We start from the raw sequence: 1272 nt of genomic DNA, 5'->3' as shown, positions 1-1272 counted from the left end.
TGACCTGCCCCCCTAGAAGTGGGCCATCGGCTATGAGGGGCCGGAGGCAAAGCGGAGGGGCAAGGGATGGCACGGAAGCATCACAAGCCGGAGGAGATTGTTGCCAAGCTGCGGCAGGTTGAGGTGCTCATGGGACAGGGCAAAGCGGTGTCGGAGGCGGTGCGGGCGATTGGCGTGACGGAGGCGACTTACTATCGCTGGCGTTCTGAATACGGGGGTCTGAAGCTGGATCAGGTGAAACGCCTGAAGCAGTTGGAACAGGAAAATGGCCGCCTGCGGAAGGCGGTGGCGGATCTGACGCTGGAGAAGCTGGTGCTCAAGGAGGCCGCTTCGGGAAACTTCTGAGCGCCGCGCGGCGTCGGGCCTGTGTGGCACAGGTTGTGGCCAAGCTGGACGTCTCGGAGCGCTTCGCCTGTCGTGTGCTGGAACAGCATCGCTCGACGCAGCGCAAAGCGCTTGAGACAACCGACGACGAAGCGGCGCTGGCGGCGGCAATCATCGACTGGGCGCGGCAGTATGGGCGGTACGGATACCGCCGCATCACGGCGCTGCTGCGGGCTGAAGGTTGGCGGTGCAACCACAAGCGCGTCGAGCGGATCTGGCGGCGTGAGGGGCTGAAGGTGCCGCCGCGGCAGCCGAAGCGCGGGCGGCTGTGGCTGAATGACGGCTCCTGCATCCGCCTGCGTCCTGACCGGCCAAACCAGGTCTGGGCTTATGACTTCGTCGAGGACCGCACCCGGGATGGCCGCAAGTTTCGCATGCTGTGCGTGGTGGATGAGTTCTCGCGCGAGGCGCTCGCCATCCGGGTCGCGCGCAAGTTGGGGGCGGCTGATGTGATCGACGTGCTGGCGGACCTCTTCATCGTCCGCGGCACGCCAGCCCATATCCGTTCCGACAACGGGCCGGAATTCGCGGCGACGGCGGTGAAGGGCTGGATCAGCGGTGTCGGTGCCAAGACCGCCTTCGTAGAACCTGGCAGCCCGTGGGAGAATGGATACGTGGAGAGCTTCAACGGCAAGCTGCGCGACGAGCTGCTGGCAGCCGAGATCTTCAACACGCTTGCTGAGGCAAAGGTGCTGATCGAGAATTGGCGGGTGCATTACAATACAGCGCGCCCGCATTCCTCACTCGGCTACCGGCCGCCCGCACCCGAGGTGATCATGCCGAGAGCCCCTGCCGCGGCCACCGGTCCTGGCCCGGCAGGATCAGCCCAGCCTGCTACAGCGACAATCCACTAAAATCTCCCCCGGACCACTCAATGGGGGCTGGTCA

1 protein-coding gene is annotated in these 1272 nt (G+C 65.1%); it reads left to right on the top strand.

The features are described from left to right. Window positions 1–66: 66 nt before the first annotated feature. A protein-coding gene (locus ACFHNC_RS24665; RefSeq protein WP_437171882.1) for an IS3 family transposase occupies window positions 67–1238 on the top strand; the annotation gives its coding sequence in 2 pieces (ribosomal slippage) (window positions 67–331 and window positions 331–1238; 1173 coding nt in all). Window positions 1239–1272 lie beyond the last annotated feature (34 nt).

It is taken from the genome of Falsiroseomonas sp. E2-1-a4 (genome assembly GCF_051433165.1).
Classification (GTDB): Bacteria; Pseudomonadota; Alphaproteobacteria; order Acetobacterales; family Acetobacteraceae; genus Falsiroseomonas.
The sequence above is the reverse complement of the archived record's forward strand: the minus strand, read 5'-3'. Positions and strand labels throughout refer to the sequence as shown.